The organism is Crocinitomix catalasitica ATCC 23190, assembly GCF_000621625.1.
GTDB lineage: Bacteria > Bacteroidota > Bacteroidia > Flavobacteriales_D > Crocinitomicaceae > Crocinitomix > Crocinitomix catalasitica.
Genome location: NZ_KK211318.1, coordinates 326,419 through 341,964, shown reverse-complemented (window position 1 = coordinate 341,964; position 15,546 = coordinate 326,419). Strand labels below are relative to the sequence as shown.

Annotated in this window: 16 protein-coding genes; 15 read left to right on the top strand and 1 reads right to left on the bottom strand. The window is 32.5% G+C overall.

The window, feature by feature from the left end; genetic code table 11:
- The 10 genes from T367_RS0120020 to T367_RS0119975 form a co-directional block, all read left to right on the top strand.
- A partial coding sequence (locus T367_RS0120020; RefSeq protein ID WP_027421418.1) for a hypothetical protein occupies positions 1-569 on the top strand: 569 nt, incomplete at its 5' end.
- 89 nt (positions 570-658) lie between these two features.
- Entirely contained in the window at positions 659-1,342 is a 684-nt protein-coding gene (locus T367_RS0120015; protein ID WP_027421417.1) for a DUF4272 domain-containing protein, read from the top strand.
- Between the two features lie 108 nt (positions 1,343-1,450).
- Positions 1,451-2,287: a hypothetical protein gene (locus T367_RS0120010; protein WP_027421416.1), complete on the top strand. Its 837-nt coding sequence runs from the start codon at positions 1,451-1,453 to the stop codon at positions 2,285-2,287.
- Positions 2,288-2,294: 7 nt separating this feature from the next.
- Positions 2,295-5,030, top strand: a complete 2,736-nt coding sequence (locus T367_RS23350) for an AAA family ATPase (RefSeq protein ID WP_035846590.1) — start codon at positions 2,295-2,297, stop codon at positions 5,028-5,030.
- Between the two features lie 145 nt (positions 5,031-5,175).
- Complete coding sequence (locus tag T367_RS0120000) at positions 5,176-5,415, top strand: ribbon-helix-helix domain-containing protein (protein WP_027421415.1); 240 nt, start codon at positions 5,176-5,178, stop codon at positions 5,413-5,415.
- Positions 5,408-5,704: a type II toxin-antitoxin system RelE/ParE family toxin gene (locus T367_RS0119995; protein ID WP_027421414.1), complete on the top strand. Its 297-nt coding sequence runs from the start codon at positions 5,408-5,410 to the stop codon at positions 5,702-5,704. The genes T367_RS0120000 and T367_RS0119995 overlap by 8 nt, the downstream gene beginning before the upstream one ends.
- Before the next feature lie 69 nt (positions 5,705-5,773).
- Positions 5,774-6,508, top strand: coding sequence for a hypothetical protein (locus tag T367_RS0119990; protein WP_169736093.1), 735 nt, complete (start codon positions 5,774-5,776; stop codon positions 6,506-6,508).
- Between the two features lie 67 nt (positions 6,509-6,575).
- Positions 6,576-7,358 (top strand): hypothetical protein, encoded by a 783-nt coding sequence (locus T367_RS0119985; protein ID WP_027421412.1) that lies wholly within the window; start codon positions 6,576-6,578, stop codon positions 7,356-7,358.
- A 117-nt stretch (positions 7,359-7,475) separates the two neighbouring features.
- Positions 7,476-8,000, top strand: a complete 525-nt coding sequence (locus tag T367_RS0119980; protein ID WP_157454332.1) for a hypothetical protein — start codon at positions 7,476-7,478, stop codon at positions 7,998-8,000.
- A gap of 75 nt (positions 8,001-8,075) precedes the next feature.
- A complete protein-coding gene (locus T367_RS0119975; RefSeq protein WP_027421410.1) occupies positions 8,076-9,083 on the top strand; it encodes a toxin-antitoxin system YwqK family antitoxin in 1,008 nt (335 codons plus the stop codon).
- Between the two features lie 760 nt (positions 9,084-9,843).
- Here the strand turns inward: T367_RS0119975 and T367_RS23345 are convergent.
- Entirely contained in the window at positions 9,844-10,791 is a 948-nt protein-coding gene (locus T367_RS23345; RefSeq protein WP_169736092.1) for an alpha/beta hydrolase family protein, read from the bottom strand.
- A 279-nt stretch (positions 10,792-11,070) separates the two neighbouring features.
- Here T367_RS23345 and T367_RS0119965 point away from each other — a divergent pair, with 279 nt between their 5' ends.
- The 5 genes from T367_RS0119965 (at position 11,071) to T367_RS0119945 (ending at position 15,540) form a co-directional block, all read left to right on the top strand.
- The gene (locus tag T367_RS0119965) at positions 11,071-12,210 is read left to right on the top strand and encodes an alpha/beta hydrolase (RefSeq protein ID WP_027421409.1); all 1,140 of its coding nucleotides are present in this window, start codon (positions 11,071-11,073) and stop codon (positions 12,208-12,210) included.
- Between the two features lie 141 nt (positions 12,211-12,351).
- The gene (locus T367_RS0119960; protein ID WP_027421408.1) at positions 12,352-12,915 is read left to right on the top strand and encodes an NADPH-dependent FMN reductase; all 564 of its coding nucleotides are present in this window, start codon (positions 12,352-12,354) and stop codon (positions 12,913-12,915) included.
- 312 nt (positions 12,916-13,227) lie between these two features.
- A complete protein-coding gene (locus T367_RS0119955; RefSeq protein WP_157454331.1) occupies positions 13,228-13,788 on the top strand; it encodes a hypothetical protein in 561 nt (186 codons plus the stop codon).
- A 117-nt stretch (positions 13,789-13,905) separates the two neighbouring features.
- Positions 13,906-14,424, top strand: a complete 519-nt coding sequence (locus T367_RS23340; RefSeq protein WP_051568699.1) for a Crp/Fnr family transcriptional regulator — start codon at positions 13,906-13,908, stop codon at positions 14,422-14,424.
- A gap of 141 nt (positions 14,425-14,565) precedes the next feature.
- On the top strand, positions 14,566-15,540 hold the full coding sequence (locus tag T367_RS0119945) for a VOC family protein (protein ID WP_027421406.1): 975 nt from the start codon (positions 14,566-14,568) through the stop codon (positions 15,538-15,540).
- Positions 15,541-15,546: the final 6 nt, after the last annotated feature.

Below are 15,546 nucleotides of genomic sequence, written 5' to 3'. Positions count from 1 at the left end.
TACCGTTAGGTTTAATTATGAAAAGGATTCTACTAATAGCAATATTGATATCGACTGCTAATGTCTATGCTTGTTCCTGTATTGGGAAGAACACAATAAAGCAGGAGTTAAAAGTGTCCGATATTACAGTTGTTGCCACTGTTATTGAATCTAAATTAGTCCGAATTTGGTCTGATACGACTGTAGCTAGAGACTTGTATGATCTAGCCGTTGAGAATGACAGGACAGACTCTTCCGAAACTTATAAAGATTGGAAAAACAATTCTCATATGTTTTCGCTACAGTTAGTAGACTATAGCATTGTTGTGGAAGAAAATCTAAAAGGAAAAATACGAAGTGACACTATTGTTGTCAGAACTGGTATGGGGAATGGCGATTGCGGGTTTACTTTTGAAATTGGGAAACAGTACTTGATTTATGCAAAGAAAGAGCATAAAGTAAAGTATACTCAAGAAAAACTTGGACGCAAAAAAAAGGAATTGTTAAACGTGTATCGAACGGACATTTGCAGTCGAACGAAGGTGGCAAGCGAAGCGACTGAGGAACTATTAAAAATAAAGAAAAACTAAACCTAACAACAAGCAAAATTTACAGCAAAGCTGTTCGGCATAAATGCCTAATTTTGCTCAAACGTTAGCATTCATAGAAAATATAAAGTGTGAAATTTTTTACAAATAGTAAAACACAAGAAAAAAATAAGAAAAGCAGAAAAGAACGTTCTGAAAATAGGCTTGCTGCACTTGGAATTGACTTCAATCCAAATCTTCCCGCAACAATAGAAAACGAATCTGATAAAATTAGATGTAGTAAAGAAATTAGATCAAAAATAGTAAGTCTTTGGGAGGTTGTAAATATTGCAAGAGGAATCAAAGGTTCGAATAGAGATGAATCTGTAGACTTTTTGAAAGATGTTCAATTGTGGAGTTCTTTGAGCCCAATAGAGCAGAACTTCCTAGTTGATAATAAAAGTAGCGAACAAGATATTATTGACTTGACTTGGCGAACAGAGGTTCTTAAAGTTTTGTACTGGTCAATTAATGAATTACCATCTTTAGATGACCCTGTAGAAGACAATACTCTCGTGGATTTAAGTGATAAAGTAATTGGGAAGTATCCTTCACTAGAAAAATTCCTTAATGAATCAAATCAAAGGGCAAGCAAGGAAACACTTGATGAGGCAGATTTTCTGTATCGTCTTCATTGGTGCTCCAGAGGAGAAAGACGAAATAAACAAGGAGTCCCTAACCATTATAACCAAAGTGTAATTGCAGAGAGAGATTTTGCACTGAGATGGATTACCAATCCAAATTTGAAATGGGATGAAATAACTTTGGATACATAAAAACGAAATGCTAACAAAAAATAAAAATCACAGCGAAGCTGTTCGGCATAAATGCCTATTTTTATTCAACCGTTGTGCATCATTATCATAAAAACTGAAATTTAACAAATGCCTGGATTTAAAGGGAAAAATATAAGATCAGGTGACCTTTCAGAAGAACTAGGCTCATTGCTTCTTCAGTATGTGTCACTAGTTGCTCCAATTCCGAGAACTGAAGATGCTGGAATAGATATTTTAGCTACCTTGATTAGAGACTTTGACAGGTATAATTATATTGTTGAAGACTCATTTTTCGTGCAAATAAAATCTTCCTCTGTATCTTCAATAACTTATAAAGATGACCAAGTAAAATGGTTGACTGAATTACAATTACCTTTTTTTATAGCTTCAGTTGATAAGAAGACTTCTACAATAAAACTCTACAGTACTCATCATCTTTCTGATGCTCTGGTTATGCAACCTAATAGAAATGAAATTACATTTAAACTGCATGATGATGATTATGACTGTTCTGACACTAGCCCTTCGGTTATTATTCCTACTGGCCCTCACGTGATAAGTTGGTCAATAGATAGGTTGCAAAATGAAAAAACATTTCCCGAGAAATTCTATAGAGTTTTAAAAGCTCACATTACTTTAAACAAAAAATCAATTGAGACAAGACGAGTTGGTGTTGTTGAACTAATTCAATGGGAGCCAGAAGAGGAACCAATAATTGTTGGAATTAAGTCAAAACCAACTGAAAATGATAAAAGGGATAATGAAATTATTGCTCCATATTTTAATTCTCTTCTTAGAAAACTTACAAATGGTGAAGATTTATTTACAACTAGAAGCTTATATAGATTATTAGATAAAATATTGGAACAAAAAGGGCACTTTACAGAATTGGATGGCAAAAAGGTTTTAAAACCGTTTGATGCAAAATCGGGAAAACTAAAATAACCATATTATGAGTAACGCTATTGAAGAATTAGCCAAATTAAATTTTAACGGAGTAAAATGGATAAGTCTATTAAAGAATCAATTGTGTTTAAGTGGAACTATAGCACAAAGCGATATTGATTCAGCATTTCAAGATATTCATTCGAATGAAGTTATTGAAGATGTAGAAGTTAATGTAGCTTCTGAAGATATAAGTCATTCAAACAAAAGCTTGTTCCAACTGCGAGAAAATGAAAATATAGGAGGCTTATATAACAATAAAAAAATTGAATTTAGCCCAAACCTCACTCTTATTTACGGTAAAAACGGTAGCGGAAAGAGTAGCTATTATAAAATTTTAAAAGATGCTTTTCATAGCAATCAAGCTATTGTAGGTAACATTTACAATACGAATGATAATGCACCAAGTGCAAATATAGAATTTCGAAATAAGGACTCTCATTTAAAATGGCAGAAGAAAGGAAGTACTAATAATTTTTCTGATAATGCAGAAATTATCAATTGGACTGCTGGTTCTAGGTATAGTTCACTTGTTAAATTTTGTGACGGTGAAATTCTAAGCTCTTCACTTTCAAAAAGAGATACTGGCTGGAGTATTGATAGATATAAGTTGGAATACTACGAGAAGTTTCGTAATGCTATAGAGCAAGTTGAGTCTAAGGTTAGCTCCAAACTTTCTGAGTTAGATTCAGATTTTGAAGGAAAGCTCAACATTATTATTAATGGACTAAAACTATCTAAAGAAGATGCTATCAAAGCTTTTTTAACTAATAATAAAACTAACAAAAACTTAATCTTAGAGAAATGTAAAGAGTTACATACGGTTGAACTCTCTTCTGAAGATATTGAGCAAAAGCCAAATTATATTCAGAAATCCAATTTATCAATTCAAGAATTATTAGACAAAACTGCCATTTTAGAATCTAAGATTCAAACCCTTGATAAGGCAATTTCATTCACTCTTGAAAATACGCACATATATGCCCAACTGGAGCAAATTACAAACAACATTATTAAACTTTCATCCTTAAAAGAAAGCGTTGATTTTACTCAATTTGAAAAGTATCAGTTGTTATTTAATCCAAAACTGCATCAAGATGATTATGTATCACTTCTAAAAAAGATTGCGGAAACTGCATTGACTTTTGGTATTACAAACTACCCCTCAGATGTCGATAAATGCTTTTACTGTAATCAAACTTTAGAAGAAGAAAATAAATCTTTGATAAAGAATCTTCATGAATTAATTGACAATGAAGTAAGCACAGAAATTCAAAAGTTATCTAAAACTATTGAGGAGTATGTAATAAGAATTGAAAAATCTACAGTAAAACAAACAGAGACAATTGAATTCAGTGATATCAATCAAGTTTGGGATATTCAAACCAAATCTATTGTTGATTTAAATAATCTCCAAACGATAGTTAATTCTAAAAAAGAACTTTTAGGGCTAAAACAAGAAGTTTCAGATTTAACTAAAGAACCTTCATCAGTATATGATTCATGGGTAGCAAACGAATTGTTATATCAAATTGTGAAATCTGAAAAGGAAATACTCACATCTCAAATAAACTCTCTAAAAAAGCAATCAGTAGGGATTGAAAAAATTCGAAAGGAAGCACAGAATGACTTAAATAAAATCGAAGACATTGAGTTTTGTATCGCTCAAAGAGCTTTGGTAAAAGCACTTATTGAAACCTTAGAGAATCACCAGAAATACAATCAATCATATTCAACGTTCCAAGGAATTAAATCTAAAGTTTCAAGAGATAAAGGCCGAGTCGAAGGTGATTTAATTAGGAATAACTACGTTTCTAAGTTTAATGAAAATCTAGATTACTTTGAATTAGCAAAAAGAGAAAAAATTATTCGTTCATTTTCTAACCCGAGTGGGTTAAGTAAAATAGACGGTAAAATAGATTCAAACGGACGTAAATTTGAAATATCATCAATACTCAGCGAAGGTGAAGCTAAAGTTTTTTCTCTTTGTGATTGGCTAACGGAATTAGATTTCGATGACAATGAAATCTTAGTATTTGATGATCCTATCACAAGTTTAGACCAAGTAAATATTTATAAACTGGTTGACAAAATAATCGATTTAAGTAAATCTTATCAAGTAATTGTATTCACTCATAATTTCGAATTTTACCACAGGTTAATACAAAAATCACTAGGTGGTTCTCCACTACACAAGGGTAAATGTGAAATCTGCAAAAATGAATCCGAACAACAACAATGTACTGGATTCAATTCACAATCTGACTTGACTCATAAATGTTGCTCCTACTATCAAATTGAACATATTCTTCAACCAGGATCAATAAATGAAGAAGTAATGTTCCTTTCTCTTGATTGGGATAAGAGGATTGAAATATTGAGGTCAAATTTACTCGCTGGAGATATTAGGGAGGCTGATAAGCATATAAGAACGACTATCAATAATTTCTTCGAACGTTTCGTCTTAGGTGATATAAAACGAAAAGTGTATAAGAATAATGATTTAATAAAAGAATGGAGGGACATAAGGGAAATAAGCGAAGCTGATTATGATTTATTAATGGATGTTCATAATAAAATTTCTGGAGAAAGTGGTATACATGAAGCTTCTCCAGAAGTGCGAACTGCACTAGATGTTAGAGGGTACATTAATGAATTTAACAAAATGGTCAGAGGAATAAACAACATGAGAAGCTTTAACAATCCTTCAATGGCAAATCGAATTGAGGAAATATTAATATAAAACGAATGCACAACAATATGTATAGTGCATAGCACCCTTCGGGATACTACGACACCATACACAAACGTTACCAACTATTGCTGTATAACTCAAAAAAACTTGATATTGGTTCGAATTTGATGTATATTTACACCAAACTGTTATTATGTCAAGACAAAGCATTTCTTTTACGGGACCAAATGAAGAGTGGCTCAAGGCACAAGTGGAAGCCCAAGAATACTCAAGCAAAAGTGAATTAGTAAATGACCTGATTCGTCAAGCTCGAAAACAACAAGCAAAAATTGATTGGATTGCTGCAAAACTAGAACGAGCGGAAAAAAGTGGGTTTACTAATGATTCTAAGGAACAAATACTTGCTGAATCCAAGAAGCAAATGAATGATTAAATACATTTTAAGTGAATCGGCCAAAGACGATTTGATAAGGATTCATCAATACGGAACTAAAAAGTTTGGTGAAAAACAAGCGGATAAATATTTTAATGAGTTCTATGACTACTTTGAATCAATTACAAAAAAACCTTTTGCTTTTGAATCTGTAGACCACATAAGAAAAGGATACAGAAAATGTGTTTGTGGAGTAGACACGATCTTCTTTCGGATTTCGAATGATACAGTTCAGATAATAGCTATAATAGGAAAGCAAGACATTGATAAATTGAAAAACAGTTGGTAACAACAAGCAAAATTTACAGCGAAGCTGTTCGGCATAAATGCCTAATTTTGCTCAACCGTTAGCATTCATATGATGACAAGAAAAATTTTTATACTCGCACTTATCATATCAATTTTCAGCTGTTCTAGAAGCTCTGAAAAAGAACAGGTCAGCGAAGGTAATTCAAAGACCAAAAAGACACTTTTAGAATTGAATACAACAAAAGAAGATACTATTAAAACCGACATTGATACTATTAATACGAATACCTATGCTAAATCTGACATCAATGAAACGATAAAACAGGGTGAAATAATTACCAGAAACCGCTATAACGACGTTGTAAGTATAATGAATTACGCTAACGATACCTTGGATGGATATTTTATGAATTGGGAAGGAATGCAAAAGGACGGTTATTATAAAAAAGGAAAAAAACATGGCTATTTCAGAACTTACTACGGAGACAGAAAGGATGAAAAAGTTATGTTAACGACCTACTTCAGAAATGATACTTTAATGTGGTATGCCCACCCAGCATCTGATGAAATGTACATTTATAACCCTAAAGGATTTAGTAGCCCCTTTGATTCAATTTATATAAAAACACCATTTGTAAATGGGGATATATGGTATGAAGGATTGTTTATAAAAAACAAAGAAGTAGGTAAACATATTATTTATAAAAGGACAGGTGGTATATATGCAATTGCGGATTATGACAAGTCACTTGCCTACTTCCCTGACAAAAAAGATACCCTGTCTCTAGAGGAATGTGGATATAAAAAAATAGAAGAAGAAAAACGAAATGCTAACAAAAAATAAAAATCACAGCGAAGCTGTTCGGCATAAATGCCTAATTTTATTCAAACGTTATGCTTTATATGATTAAATGGGAAGAGATACAGAAATATATACTTTGAATAGCGCGAAGGCTAGAGAAAAACTGCATCCGCATTTAGTCACAAACAGTGCAAATTTTAAAAAATATATCTCTCATTGGAATTTATTATTTGAAAAACATAACCAAATTGAAGACACTGTGACCTTTGATGAGATTATTGGAAAAGTTAGAACTGATTTTAATCGTATTTTCCCAAAGGAACTTAATCAAATTATAGGATGGCTTGATGAAAATTATTCAGAGGAAAGAACATATGGTAAGGAGGATCAGTTCAATGTATACTTAACTGATTTTGGAATAGAACAAGTGCTCGATTTGAGTAGAGATGATGCCTACAGTTTTATGTGGCAACTCTCTAATTATGAAGATGAATTTCCGTTAATCAAAACTGGAACTGGAAGTGATTCAAGTGCTAATATTAAAGCAGACGACTTCATTCAATTTTTAGATTATATGATTTTACTTACGGGTAAACTAATTGCTGTATGGAATATGCAAAGTTTTTCCAAAGAAGAACATGATGAATTAAAAGCAATAAAGAACTCATCAAGAAATGTTAAAATACTAAATGAATTAGTCGAACTTGAAGTTAATATAATTATAAAATATTGGGATGAATACATGAATGGCCCAAATGGAAAATGGAATGGACCAGCTGGGCCAGAATCTAATACAATGTTTAATGGAGGATACTTTTTTTCTAAGTCAATAGAATTGAAAAAAGCATTGATAAACAGTAATTCAAACATAATCATTTGCGACTCAATTTAAGATGAATAGTATACCTTGGAATGAAAAACAAAAGCATAACAACAAGTAAAAAATACAGCAAAGCTGTTCGGCATAAATGCCTATTTTTACTCAAACGTTAGCCTCTATAACCATTATATGAAAATCACTTTAGTAGGAATTATTTGTTTAATCTGTTTTTCGGTCCAAATGAATCAAACGCATCCTGAAGAAGGTTATCCATTTTTTGAAGACTATACTCAAGTTTTACATTTTAAATACAATATCACCAAGGAAGAGTCGCATGATTTCTGGTCGTCCAAGAACCAAGAAGATAAAGGATATCCTGATTGTTTGTTTGAAACATTACCTGATATACTAGATTCTAAACTAGCTAAAAAACTATTTGACTCAGGTTTTATAAGAAATGAGATAAGAAAAAAGAGTTTCAGTAAACTAACTGAAATTTTTCAATATCGCTCTACAGACCTAACAAGAGTTGCAGAATGTCTGCCTACCTTTAGAGATATTCTCATTTTTAGAAAGAAAAAAGAAGTTAAAGGAATAGTTCAGATTTGTTTTACATGCTCTCAATATCAGATTATCGGTTCTGAAATAGACACTCGTCTCTTTGGACAACAAAGTGAATTCGAACATTTAAAATCTCTATTATACCCAGATTGAAAACATAGGCTAACACAAAATAAAAATTACAGCAGAGCTGTTCGGCATAAATGCCTATTTTTATTCAACCGTTGTATGTCATTACAATTTTATACATATTTAATTTTAATATTGGTGTTATTTACTCCAATGAAGGCTTCCGCACAATGCGATAATAGTACACTATGGTTTGATTATGGAGGGTATTCTGATACAACTGTAGCTACTCTTTATTTAAAAATCGATTTGTGTGATAAGAAACAATCTGATGCTAATGACAACAATTACGTTTCAATAGTTATAGCGAATGAAGATGATTTTGAAAAGAAAGACTCTATATTAATTGGTGTAACTAAAGGCATTTTATTCAACGCAGGAATCTATAAAATTAACTTATCATTTAAAGGATATCAGCCGACAGAAATCTTAAATTACGAAGCAATTCCCGATCAGATTTCTTCGGCACAAATTCTGTTAGGTAAAAATGAGAAATTAATTGCACTGAATACTAACCCATATGTGCATATTCCGAAAAATGGAATTGATACAATTTATCACGAAAACAAGACACTTAAAGGTGTCTTGACTTATAGTAATGACAAAATCATAAAATCGATCTTTTACTATGATAGTGGTAATATACGTTCAAAATATGAAGTATTTTCTGACACTCTGTTTTCAAAAATCAGCTTCTATCCAAATGGTCAGTTAGAATTTATTACAACTTGGAATAAAGGATTGACCACAGGCTATAGAAAAGATTATTATGAGAATGGAAGTCTAAAACAAGAATTATTTAATACAAGTGAAGGGCAGTTGAACTGGACTCAAATCGACTCAAATGGAATTGTATTTGTCAAAAACGGAAATTCTGTCAAATCTTATTGGAGGGCAAGAGAAAAACCCGAAATATTTGGTTACTATAAGAATGGACACCGACATGGTCTCTGGTTATGGCGAAAAGATGGCCAAATTTTCAAAAAATACAGATATAAATATGGTGTTTTGGTACTTTATGAATTTTATGACTCGGAAGGAAATTTGTACAGAAGGTCAACTTATAATAAGCAAGGTATTGAAAAGAAAACGACATACAACAATTAGAACCCAAAATCAAGTGGGCGTAGGGCGCCCCACTGATTTTTTCGCTGTTGCACTAAGCCGCTACGCTCTGACTTTGCAGAATTTCACCTTACTGTGTATTTTCAATAAAAATGGCTTTTCCATTTCGGTGTTTTAAAGGTATGATTTGAGTCCTTAAATTGTAATATTTCACTAAAAGTTGACTTGATTTTTGGCATTAAGTAGATTTTTATTTTCCGTTGTGGTTCGTGTTTATTTTAAGGCAATAAAGGTTGCGTCCACATGTTTTTTGGGTAGTTTACGTTTATTATTAGCATGGGTATTCAATTTAGTTAGGTAATAGTTTTCTGGGTGATCCACGGCTTGGATGAATCTGATGTTTACAGCTTACACCCTCAAAAGGATAATGAACATAATCGACCCCGAAATTTTGAAAGATTACCTCAAGAAACTTGGCTTGTTTTATTGGCGAATTGCAAGGGCGGTAAAACTGATTTCAAACGAAATAAGCCAGTTTGCTCAGCAACTCAATTATTATCACTTAAAATTTAAAACGGCTTAAAACGTTGTGTATTAAGTCTGATATATTACTTATTTTTAGGGTTATTAGACAAACTGCCGTTATACTCAATTAAGGTATGGTAAAGATACATCCTTTACAAAAGTTAAAGGGACCTAGCTTACACTTTTTGTAGCTTTTATTGCAGTCAAATAACCTTACTAAAGGATATTCTCGCTGAAACATCACTAAAAAAGCAAGTAACTCTATTGGATATATCTGTTATTTAGAAATTCGATAATTCATATCTGGGGTTGACTCTTCTTCCGAAAGATATCGTTTAAACCAATGCTCAATCTCTAGTTGCGCTTCTTCTCTATGGTTTCTTAACAAATGATCATCACCTTCATAAATTATCAATTTATGGGGAATGCGAAATTCATTAAATTTCAAACTGAGCTCTAATGGTTGTTTTGGGTTTACATTCCCATCTGAACCACCATGCAACACTAGAATAGGAACATTTTTAGGAAACTTATCGACCCACTTAATAGCCGATCGCTTATCTAACTCTTCTGATTTGTTTTCTTCATAGTTTGGGATTAATTCACGATAAACATGCTCTTCAAACCCAGGTCTTAACTCTAAAACATCCCAAGAATCTGAGACGCCTCCACCTACTACAACAGCCTTAATTTTGTTGGTTTGAATTAAGGTACTATAAGTCATTATGCCTCCTCTGCTCCATCCATACATTCCAATGCTTGATGTATCAACATTCTCGATTTCTGACATGACGTCAATTAAATTTAACACATCATTCACATCTGCTCCTCCAAACTCCTCAGTTCCCTCGCTTCCACCGTTTCCTCTATACTGAGTCATAGCAATTACATATCCCTCCGAAGCTAATTCAGCCAAACCAGTCGCAACAATTTTTTTTAATGTGTTCAAACCAAATTCTCGATTGCCACCTCTGTTATATATGATTGCAGGGAAATCGCCACTTCTTTTCGGTGAGACCAGATGACCATTGATCATCAAACTATCACTCAAATAGGTTATTTCATAAAAATTTATACTGTCTAGAAATGGGAATTTTGAGACAAATGTAGAATATTTTGGACTCTTCTCTATTTCAATTCGCTCTTGTTTGATCAGTAAATTCTGTGCGTTTAAGCTGCTATTAAGAAAAAAAGCCATTAAGCAAAAGGATAATATATATTTCATAATTAGATTGTTTTTGACAAATATATAAAACATATAGTACTTTGCTATACATAGTACTATATATTTTACAATCCAACTTACTATTTGCCTTCAAAAATTAAAAAATAAATGCTTCCCTACTAAATAAATATCATTCCCACACCTTACCCAACAACCTATCATACAATACATTGATAACCAAATTTGACAGAATAATTTGTATCCAGGCTTGGCCAAAACAAAAACGATGTCATCTAAAAATGGCTATATTTACTCAAACGTCGTCATCAATCTAAAACCATGAAAACAATTTTATTATTTCTTACTTTATTACATAGCTCTATTCTTTTATGCCAAAAAAACACACAAAACCTCACAATTGATAGTAAAATCCTTAGCGAGAAACGAGAACTTGTAATCTCGCTTCCTCATGACTACTCAAATCAAAAAAAATATCCTGTTTCTTATGTACTTGATGGAGAGACTTTATTTGAAGGTCATAAAGATGTGATAAATTATCTTTCAGGTAAGAATGTTATTCCCCAAATTATTATTGTTGGGATTAAGAACAACAATCGCAGTTTAGATTTGACGCATGTCGCTGATTCATCAAGTAATTTTAAGCCGAACGGAGGAGGACAAAAATTCGAAGACTTCATTATTGAAGAATTAATCCCACTTATTGATTCAAGTTATTCAACAGCTCCTTACAGAATTCTATGTGGCCACTCTATAAGTGGATTATTTGCAACAAAACTATTGTATACAACGAATGAATTTAACGCTTTCCTAATAATGGATCCCGCATTATGGTGGGCTGAAATGGAAGCTATCTCAAATACTGAGACTTTCTTGAAAAATCCAATACTAAAAGAAAAAAAAATATTCCTATCAATAGCAAATAGTTTACCTACATCAATTCAGTCCTTAGAGCATGCTCTAAAAGATACAACCAATGCCACACTTGGAATTCGATCTGCTTTCGAATTTGAAGAATTATTAAGTAAAAACACTTCAGAAAAAATAATTTGGAAAAGTCAATATTATGAAGTAGAGAGTCATGGCACAGTCCCGTTTATTAGTTCCTATGATGGTTTAAAGTTCATTTTTGATTTCTACAAAAAACCTTCGTTTCAAACTTTGACTGATAGTTCCCATATTGTTTTAGATGAGCATTATAAAATGTTATCAAAAAAATTAGGTTATACCATAATACCTTCTGCTTATGATTTAAGCGGGCTTGCTTGGAGGTGCCAAGAATTAGAAAATAATTCTGATCGTTCATACTCTTTTCTTGAATTATATATCAATTATTACCCAACAGATCCTATGTCATATATGCAAATGGGAAAATATTTTGATTTGAAAGGCAAGAAGAAGAAAGCTCAAGAGTATTATCAAAAAGGAGTAGAGCATGGTTTTGACCCCAATGGAAATTAAAACTGATGACAATAAAAAATAAAAATTACAGCGAAGCTGTTCAGCTGCAACCTACCACAAGTTTAAGGTTCACAAAGTAAATCCTTAATTTTACTCAAACGATACCAGTAAGCTAAAAAATACACGCAAACGAATTGAAAAATGAAAAAGAAAAATATAATTGGAATTTGTGGAAGTGCCAGTCGGAATTCTACAAATCTTTCAATTCTCAAATGGATATCGGAAACGGTTAAATTTGATTTTAATTTGGAAATTATAGATGATTTAAGCAAATTACCACATTTTAAAACGGAACTAACCGACAAAAATGTACCAGAGCAAGTTGATGCTTTTCGTGATAAAATTGAAAATTCAGATGGAATTATAATTTGTACACCTGAATATGTTTTCAGTATTCCGAGTGGTTTAAAAAATATGATTGAATGGTGTGTATCTACAACTGTTTTCTCGGACAAACCAATTGGATTGATAACTGCTTCGGCAAGTGGTGAAAAGGCACACGAGGAGCTGAAATTGATTATGGAAACTATCCAAGCGAAATTTTCGGAAGAAACAACTCTTTTAATACAAGGAGTAAAAGGAAAATTCGAAAAAAATGGTAAAATATCGGATAAGAACACAGAAATTGAATTGCAAAAATTCGTTGTATCATTTGATAAGTGGACAGAACAGACTGCAGGTAACAAAGATAAAAATAATGCGTAAGTTAGAATTGAATCAAAAGTTAGAGCAGTTTTACTAGCTTCTAATTTTCCTTCGGAAAATCCTCGTAAGCAAAACAGCACTATTCTTACACTCAAACGTTAGCAATTATACCCGATCGAAATGAACATAGCCTCTGGTCTAGCAGTTATAATAATATTTAGTTTAATCGCCAAATTGTTCCCCTACAAAGGGGAATCAAAATCTTCAAAAAGCTTTAAAGCACTAAAAATCGAATACAAAACGTGGGAATTGAAATTTGGATTGCTTCTTTTAATAATCACAGTGTTCTCAACTTTTTTAATAAAACCCATTTTGGAATTTATTTGTTTGCAATCGGGATCTCAAGATGACACTATATACTACATTGTACCTGAAGCGAATATTTGGTATGCTCCTGCTGGTATACTAGGGTTTGCAATAAGTATTTATCTAACAGCGTATTTTGGTCGATTAATTCTTAAGTCGAGGCTTCTTGAATATCATCATTACACGAATTTGAAGCATGGTTTTGACGGGAAAAAGATTGTAAAACCGCTGACTTGGGGTTTGCTTTTAATTGCCACTGCGGTGACTTGGGGCTACTCAAATAACTTTATTGCAATCCGAGAAAACGGGATAGTTTACCATCAATTGAGGACTTTAAATGAAAAAAGCTATTCATACAATGATATTGAACTTATTTATTTGATAGAAAATAAAAAATATGACAATAGTCTAGTTCCTAAACCTCATTATTATCTGAAATTTTCAGATGGTGCAGCTTGGAATACTTTGAGCGGGTTATCTAAAAAAGAACAAAATGAAGAGATCTTTAATTATATCAGTTTGAAGTCAGGACTTGAACTAAAAACAATCTCATACTTGAATAAATAAAAACCTAATGCCCTGCTATATTCAGTTCGACATTTTTTGCTAATCCTGTCCCGGTATAATATTCGTAAACCAATAAAATGTCTATTTTTACTTAATCAATAGCATTCATTCATATAAATGAAGAACTTAAATCATTCCAATACGCAAACAATAGTTAAAGGAGAGCTTCTGTCAAGTCCAGGTAAAATAGCTAAGAATGGTTATTTTGTAAAAACAGGATGCTTAAAGAGTTATATCATAGATAGCGAAGGCAAAGAACATATTATACAATTTGCACCTGAGCACTGGATGATTGGTGATTTAAATAGCTTTACTTTCGATGTCCCGTCAGAAATATACGTTGAAGCAATTGAAGATTCTGAAATTACATTAATATCAAAATCTGAATATCAAAACTTAGATCTGCTTGAAAAAGAAGAAGTGATTGAAATGTCGAATAAGTATAGGAATAATTTAATAGCATCAAATAAACGGGTAATAAGTTTACTCAGCTCAACCGCAGAGCAACGATACATTGACTTCACAGAAACATACCCTACCCTCGTTCAAAGACTCAGACTAAAACTTATTGCTTCATACATTGGCGTTACACCTGAATATCTAAGTGAAATTAGACGAAAACTAGTAAAAAAATAAGTAATCTCTCATTTCTTAAACTACCTTAATTTTTTTCTTCCCTCCTATCCCGAACTTTGTTAAAAGTTTTAGGGTTTTAAGTTTTCAATAATTTTTGAATCCAAAAAGACCCCATTCTAAATTAACTAAAAACAAGGTGCCATGAAACGAAAAAAATTTCTATTCAATATGATAGGCGCAGGAACATTATTAACAATGAATGGATTTTCTTCAATCGCTTCCGAACGCTCGGAAAACAACAAATTACAGCCCAAAACATCTGTAGAGATGGCAACTTTTGGAGCTATTCATTTAAACAACACTAACCTTATTAAATCAGTAGCATTCTGGACCACAATTGTTGGTATGAGGTTAAGGAAATTAACTTCAAATTTTGCCGAATTTGGCACCGAAAAGGTGACATTAGTTGTTGTGCATGAAGCGGCGACCAAGTCATATCAAAAAGGGTTTAGTGGTTTGTATCATTTTGCAATCCACCCACCTAATGAAGCGGAATTTGCCAGTATGCTTCACCGCCTTAATGTCAATAAGTATCCTTATTCTCCTGTTGATCATACCATGTCTAAATCAATCTATTTAGAAGACCCTGATGGAATCAATGTTGAATTTACACTTGAAACACCTGAACGGTTCAAAAGAGTTGTAACCGAAAAAGGAATTGCAATGGAAGGTACTGATGGGGTCATAAGACCTGCATCCGCTCGTCTTGATTTAGAAGAATCATTGCGTCACTTAAAGGACACTAATATTTTTAAAATGATTTCGGAAGAAACCAAAATTGGTCACTTCCATTTATACGCAAATAATGTGGAAGCCTCGAACACATTTTATAAAAATATAGGTTTTTCAAAATTTAATTACATGCCTGAATATCTGTATGCAGATGTTGGTGCAGGAGGTGACTATAAGCATAGAATTGCAATGAACGCTTGGCATGGAATTAATCGTCCGCTTGCACCTAAAGAGAACGCAGGCATGCGTCATTTTCAAATCATTTTTGAATCTGAACAGACTTTACAGAAAGGCATCCTTAATATTAAAAACACCACTCAGAAAGATGGAGGATATTGGATAAGCGATCCTTCTGGCAATAACATTTTACTAACAAGCAAATAAGACTTA

Coding starts and splice junctions, on each gene's coding strand:
- T367_RS0119980 (WP_157454332.1), top strand. CDS start 7,476: ATGAAAATCACTTTAGTAGGAATTATTTGTTTAATCTGTTTTTCGGTC.
- T367_RS23350 (WP_035846590.1), top strand. CDS start 2,295: ATGAGTAACGCTATTGAAGAATTAGCCAAATTAAATTTTAACGGAGTA.
- T367_RS23345 (WP_169736092.1), bottom strand. CDS start 10,791: ATGAAATATATATTATCCTTTTGCTTAATGGCTTTTTTTCTTAATAGC.
- T367_RS23340 (WP_051568699.1), top strand. CDS start 13,906: ATGAAGAACTTAAATCATTCCAATACGCAAACAATAGTTAAAGGAGAG.
- T367_RS0119975 (WP_027421410.1), top strand. CDS start 8,076: ATGTCATTACAATTTTATACATATTTAATTTTAATATTGGTGTTATTT.
- T367_RS0120000 (WP_027421415.1), top strand. CDS start 5,176: ATGTCAAGACAAAGCATTTCTTTTACGGGACCAAATGAAGAGTGGCTC.
- T367_RS0119995 (WP_027421414.1), top strand. CDS start 5,408: ATGATTAAATACATTTTAAGTGAATCGGCCAAAGACGATTTGATAAGG.
- T367_RS0119985 (WP_027421412.1), top strand. CDS start 6,576: ATGGGAAGAGATACAGAAATATATACTTTGAATAGCGCGAAGGCTAGA.
- T367_RS0120010 (WP_027421416.1), top strand. CDS start 1,451: ATGCCTGGATTTAAAGGGAAAAATATAAGATCAGGTGACCTTTCAGAA.
- T367_RS0119990 (WP_169736093.1), top strand. CDS start 5,774: ATGATGACAAGAAAAATTTTTATACTCGCACTTATCATATCAATTTTC.
- T367_RS0119945 (WP_027421406.1), top strand. CDS start 14,566: ATGAAACGAAAAAAATTTCTATTCAATATGATAGGCGCAGGAACATTA.
- T367_RS0119960 (WP_027421408.1), top strand. CDS start 12,352: ATGAAAAAGAAAAATATAATTGGAATTTGTGGAAGTGCCAGTCGGAAT.
- T367_RS0119965 (WP_027421409.1), top strand. CDS start 11,071: ATGAAAACAATTTTATTATTTCTTACTTTATTACATAGCTCTATTCTT.